Source organism: Pelomonas sp. CA6 (assembly GCF_022549225.1).
Taxonomy (GTDB): Bacteria; Pseudomonadota; Gammaproteobacteria; order Burkholderiales; family Burkholderiaceae_C; genus Roseateles.
Window position 1 is genome coordinate 130,126 of record NZ_JAKZFD010000013.1, and the last position, 6,004, is coordinate 136,129.

Genomic DNA, 6,004 nt, shown 5'->3' on the forward strand with positions numbered 1-6,004 from the left:
TGCGCCGCCGGACCGCCCCCCCGCCCGGCCGCGGGAGGCGAGGACCCCGCGCCATGCACACGGAGGTGTTGTTCGATGTCTTCTCTGTTGGGGCCCGCCGCCGCGCAAGGCCTGACCTCGTCGATGCCGGGCGCGACAGCGCAGCGCCGCCTGCTCGCGCTGCCCGCGGGCGGCGAGCTGGCCTTGCATCTGGTCGCGTTCGACGCCGCGCGGTTTCGCCCCTCGCTGTTCGACGAGGCGGGCATCGCCAGGCCCGCGTCGGTGGCGCGCAGCGTGGCGCGTCGCCAGGCGGAGTTCTTCTTCGGCCGCCTGGCCGCGCGCGCCGCGTTGATCGAGCAGCGGCAGGGCACGGGGGACGTTGGCAAGGGGCCGGCCGGCGAACCGCTGTGGCCGCCGGGCCTGGTGGGCAGCATCTCCCATGTCGACGGCCTGGCCTGCGCCGTGGCCGGTCCGCAGCACCGCCATCGCGGACTGGGCGTGGACCTGGAGCGCACCGCGACGGGCGAGTCGCAGGCCGCGCTGCGCCAGCAGGCCCTCGACGCGCAGGAACTCGCGCGGCTCGTGGCCCTCGCGGGGCCGCTGTCGCTGGACGAGCTGGTCACCCTGGTCTTCTCGGCCAAGGAGAGCCTGTACAAGGGCGCCTATCCGGTCGTCGGGCGCTTCTTCGACTTCAGCGCGGCGCGCGTGCTGTCGATCGACCCGGCCCACTGCCGCATCGTGCTGCGTCTCGCCGAAGACCTGCATCCGGACGGCTTCGCGCGTGGGCGCGATTGCGAGCTGGGCTACACACGAATCGATACCGACCGCTTCTTGACCTTCTTCGAAGCGCGACCGTGATGACGGGCCACCCTGCTCAATCTGAGAGTTGACACGGGTAGTTGCAGGCCGGCGTGTTGACCCTTGCTGGCCCTGCACCTACATTGAACACGACCTTGGTGTGTTTGCCGAATGAGCAGCGCGTCAGACGTTGCCCTCGGCCCGTGAAGGCGCCAGCGTTCATCGCTCACGCATTGGGAGGTGTCATGTTGTCTCTGCCCCTTGTCCGTCCGTCCTGGTGGCGGCTCTTGTCCATCCGGCGGTCCGCGCGGTCCGCACAGGCCCGGCACAGCCCGGGCTGTTCTACAGGCGGCGCCTAGCGCTGTCCCCGTCCGGTCTCGGGCAATGGAGGCCAGGGTCCGATCGCGCCAAGGCGCTTCGTTGAGCCCCGCCATCCCTCCGGCCTGAGTCCCTTCGTTCGTCGTCTGCCGGGCGCCGGCCCGGCCGGTCCGCCGCGCTGCATCGCTCAGCGCCGCGGACCGGTCCGTGGCCGCGCCAGGACCTCGCTCGCCCGTGCATGGCCATGCCGGGCGGGGGCGGCCCCTTTTCTTCTGGTCGATGCCCGGGCAGAGACGGGCGGAGCCTTTCCTGGAGTTGGACCGTGAAAGAAACCCCGGCGCCCGCCGCGATTGGAATCCCGCATGAAGCGCCCGCCACGTCCGAGGACGCCGTCGATGCGCAGACGCCGTCGCCGCTGTTCGACACCCGTCCGCCAGGGGCGCAGGCTTCGACACCGTTGAGCCCCTTGAGCCCGGTGATCTGGCATCTGGACCGGCGCTGGAAGTCGCGCATCGAGGCCCGGCTGGCCGAGCAGGGCCTGGGCATCGAACTGCTGTTGCTGCTGCTGTGCTGCACCTGCGTCGCGCGCATGCAGATGGAGCCGCGGCCGCTGCGCATCGCGCTGCAGCGCCGTACCGAGTCCGGCCCGGCGGCGCGGCACTGCGGCTGGTCGCTGTCCCGCGATGCGGTGGAGGACTGCCTGAAGGCGCTGGCGCGCGCGCTCGCGCCACCGGATGCCGAAGCCGGTGGCGATGCGGCGCGCGACAACCCGCCGTGGAGCGATGTCCGCATGATCGCGCTGGAGGAGGGCGAGGCGGTGGACTTCACCCGCCTCGAGTCCGCGGCCGGCGCGGGGCGCGGCGGCCTCAGCGCGCTGACCCTGGTGCTGGTGCGCCATGGCTCCGGGCTGGATCTGCGCATCAGCGGCCAGCCGGGGGCGATCGACGACGAACGGCTGGTCGCCATCCAGCACCGCACGGCGCTGATGCTGGGCGCCTGGCTGGACGCGGAGCCCGGCCAGCCGCTGGCGCGGCTGCCCTGGATGGACGACGTGGAACTCCAGCGCGTGCTCTTCGACTGGAACGACGCGGCGAACCGGCCGCGGACCTTCCAGGCCCTGCACCACCTCGTCGAGGAACAGGCGCGGCTGCGGCCCGACGCGATCGCGCTCGAGCAGGACGGCCGGCGCATGAGCTACCGCCAGCTCGACCAGGCGGCCAGCCGCTGGGCGCGCCGATTGCGCCGCCATGGCGCGGCCCCGGAAGCGCGTGTCGCGCTGCTGCTGCCACGCTGCTTCGATCTCGTCGTCGCGATGCTGGCCGCGCTCAAGTCCGGGGCCGCCTATCTGCCGCTGGACCCGGTGAATCCGCGCGCCCGCCTGGACGCCATGCTGGACGACGGCGAGCCGGTCGTGCTGTTGACCCACCGTGCGCTGAAGTCCGCGTTCAGCGCGCGCGACGGCCGCGCCGTGCTGCTGATGGACGCCAGCGATGGCGACCTCAGCGATGCCGACGAGGTCCCGGCGGCGGCGGATCCGGTCCGGCCCGGGCAGCTGGCTTATGTGATCTACACCTCGGGTTCGACCGGCATGCCCAAGGGCGTGATGGTGGAGCATGGCCAGCTCGCCCACATGATGGCCTGGCACCGCGAGCGCCTGCCGCTGGCCGAGGGCGAGCGCAGCTGCTGCATCGCCGGCGTGGCCTTCGATGCCTGCTCCTGGGAGGTCTGGTCCACGCTGAGCATGGGGGCGACGCTGGCGCTGGCGCCACCCGAGGCCGACCCGCTGCAGCTGCTGGCATGGTGGGAGGGTCAGGTCTTGCACAGCTGCTTCATGGTGACGGCGCTGGGCGAGCTGGCGCTGAAGCGGGGCCGCTGCAATCCCGCGCTGCGCCATCTGCTGATCGGGGGCGAGCGGCTCAACCACCGTCCGTCCGAGGCGCTGCCCTTCGAGCTGATCCACTGCTACGGGCCGACCGAGACCACGGTGATCGTGACGGCCGGGCCGCTGCGGCCGGAGGACGCGGTGGCGCACATCGGCCGGCCGCTGCCCAACACGGCCGTCTACCTGCTGGACCCGCAGGGCGAGCCGGTGCCGGTGGGGGTTCCGGGCGAACTGGTCATCGGCGGCGCGCAGGTGGCGCGCGGCTATCTGAAGCGGCCCGAGCTGACGCGCGAGCGCTTCGTGCCCGACCCCTTCGCGGAGCTGCGCGGCGAGACGGGCGCGCGCATGTACCGCAGCGGCGACCTGGCGCGCTGGCTGCCGGACGGGCGGCTGGAATTCCTGGGTCGCAACGACCAGCAGGTCAAGATCCGCGGGCTGCGCATCGAGCTGGGCGAGATCGAGGCGCAGCTGCTCGCGCAACCCGGGGTGCGCGAGGCGGTGGTGCTGGTGCGCGAGGACCGGCCCGGCGACAAGCGGCTGGTCGCCTATGTGTGCGCCGACCGGCCGCCGGACCCCGCGGCGCTGCGCGAGGCCCTCGCGCTGCGTCTGCCGGCCTACATGGTGCCGGCGGCCTTCGTGCCGCTGGACGCGCTGCCCCTGACGCCCAATGGCAAGCTGGACCGCCAGGCGCTGCCGCCCCCCGACGAACAGGCCCTGGCGCAGGGCCGCTACGAAGCGCCCCGGGGCGAGGTGGAGCAGGCCATCGCGGCGATCTGGGCGCGGCTGCTGCGGCTGGAGCGGGTGGGGCGTCACGACGACTTCTTCGCGCTGGGCGGGCATTCGCTGCTGGTGGTGGAGCTGATGGAGGCCTTGCGCGGCGCGGGGTTGGCGGTGGATGTGCGCAGCCTGTTCGCGCAGCCCACGCCGGCGGCGCTGGCGGCGGCCATCGAAGCCGGCCCGCGGGCGGCGCCCACGCCGCGGGCCGTGCCGCCGAATGCGATCCCACCGGACGCCCGGCACATCACGCCGGCCATGCTGCCGCTGCTGCGCCTGGACGCGGCGCAGGTGGACCACCTCGTGGCCCGCGTGCCCGGCGGGGCGGCCAACCTGCAGGACGCCTATCCGCTGGCGCCGCTGCAGGAGGGGCTGCTGTTTCACCACCTGCTGCAGCCCGAGGTCGACCCCTATGTGCTGGCCACCGCCTGGTCCTTCGACAGCCGGGCGGCGCTGGACGCCTTCCTGGCGGCGTTGCAGCAGGTGATCGACCGCCACGACGTGCTGCGCAGCGCGGTGCTGTGGCAGGGCTTGCCGGAGCCGGTGCAGCTGGTGTGGCGCGAGGCGCGGCTGCCCGTCGAGCAACCCGCGCTGCCCGCCGCGGATGACGTTGCCGCGCAGCTGGCGGCCCATGCCGATCCGCGCCGCCAGCGCATGGACCTCGGCCAGGCGCCGCTGCTGCGCGCCTATGTCCAGGGCGATGCGCGCAGCGGCGCCTGGCATCTGCAGCTGCTGCTGCACCATCTGATGCTGGACCACACGACGCTGGCCCAGCTGGTCGACGAGATCGCGCTGATCCGTGCCGGGCGCTCGGCCGAACTGCCCGCGCCGGTGCCTTTTCGCGACTATGTCGCGCGCGTGCGCGCCAGCGAGCGGCGGCCGCAGCATGAGGCTTTCTTCCGCGCGCTGCTGGGCGACCTGGACGAGCCCACCGCTCCCTTTGGGCGGGTCGATGTGCGCGGCGACGGTGCCTCCATCGCCGAGGCCGAGCTGCTGCTGGAACCGACGCTGGCGCAGGCACTGCGTCAGCAGGCCCGGTTGCTGGGCGTGAGCCCGGCGGCGCTGTTCCACTGGGCCTGGGCGCGCGTGCTGGCGGCCAGCGCGGGGCGCGACGAGGCGGTCTTCGGAACCGTGCTGTTCGGCCGCACGCAGGCGGGCGCCGCCACGGGGCCGGCGCTGGGCCTGTACATCAACACGCTGCCGCTGCGCATCGCGCTGGGCGACCTGGGCGTGGCCGAAGGGGTGCGGCGCACGCATGAGCTGCTCGCCCAGCTGGTCTGGCACGAGGACGCGCCGCTGACGCTGGCGCAGGCCTGCAGCGCCGTGCCGCGGGGCGTGCCGCTGTTCTCGTCGCTGATGAACTACCGCCACAGTGCGGCACAGGCCGAGGCGGGGCGGGGCCAGGGGCGCATCCCCGGCACGCGGCTGTGCGCGGTGCGCGAGCTGAGCAACTACCCCTGCAGCATGCGCGTGGACGACCTGGGCGACGGGTTCCGGCTGGCCGCGCTGGCCGCCGCGCCCATCGCGGCCGACGCGCTGTGCGCGATGCTGCGCGAAACCCTTGCGCAGCTGGCGCGGGCGCTGGCGCAGCAGCCGGGGCTGGCGTCGTGGCGCGTCGGGCCGCTGTCTGCGGCCGAACGCGAACGCCTGCTGCATGGCCTGAACCCGCCACCCGCGTCGCGGACGCCGGCGCGGGCCGTGGTCTGCGTGCACCATCGCGTCGAGGCCTGGGCCCGCAGCCATCCGCAGCTGCCGGCGCTGCAGGCGGGCGATCAAAGCCTCAGCTATGCCGAGCTGGACGCGCGGGCGAACCGGCTCGCGCACCGGCTGGTGGAGCTGGGCGTCAAGCCCGAGAGCCGCGTGGCTGTGGTGGCCGAGCGTGGCATCGCACTGGTGCTGGGCTGGCTGGCGGTGCTCAAGGCCGGCGGCGCCTATGTGCCGCTGGACCCGGGCTACCCCGAGGCACGGCTGGCTTTTCTGCTCGACGACTGCCGTCCGCGCGTGCTGCTGAGCACGCGCGAGTTGCAGCAAGGGCTGCCCGCCTGCCGCGCGCTGATGAGCGCCAGCCTGCTCGCGCTGGACGAGGCGATGGAGGAGCCCTTGCAGCCGCAGCCGGCGCCGCCGCCCGAGGTGGCGCTGAAGGGGGAGCATCTGGCGTATGTGATCTACACCTCGGGCTCCACCGGCGAGCCCAAGGGCGTGATGGTGGAGCACCGCCAGCTGGCCAGCCTGGTGGACTGGCACTGCGAGCGC

The 6,004-nt window shown here is 73.5% G+C and carries 2 protein-coding genes; both read left to right on the top strand.

Annotated features, from left to right (window positions below; translation table 11 throughout):
• The first annotated feature begins 75 nt into the window (after nucleotides 1-75).
• Nucleotides 76-837 (top strand): 4'-phosphopantetheinyl transferase, encoded by a 762-nt coding sequence (locus LZ017_RS19730; RefSeq protein WP_241398628.1) that lies wholly within the window; start codon nucleotides 76-78, stop codon nucleotides 835-837.
• Between the two features lie 580 nt (nucleotides 838-1,417).
• On the top strand, nucleotides 1,418-6,004 hold a 4,587-nt coding region (locus LZ017_RS19735; protein ID WP_241398629.1), incomplete at its 3' end, for a non-ribosomal peptide synthetase.

Coding starts and splice junctions, on each gene's coding strand:
- LZ017_RS19730 (WP_241398628.1), top strand. CDS start 76: ATGTCTTCTCTGTTGGGGCCCGCCGCCGCGCAAGGCCTGACCTCGTCG.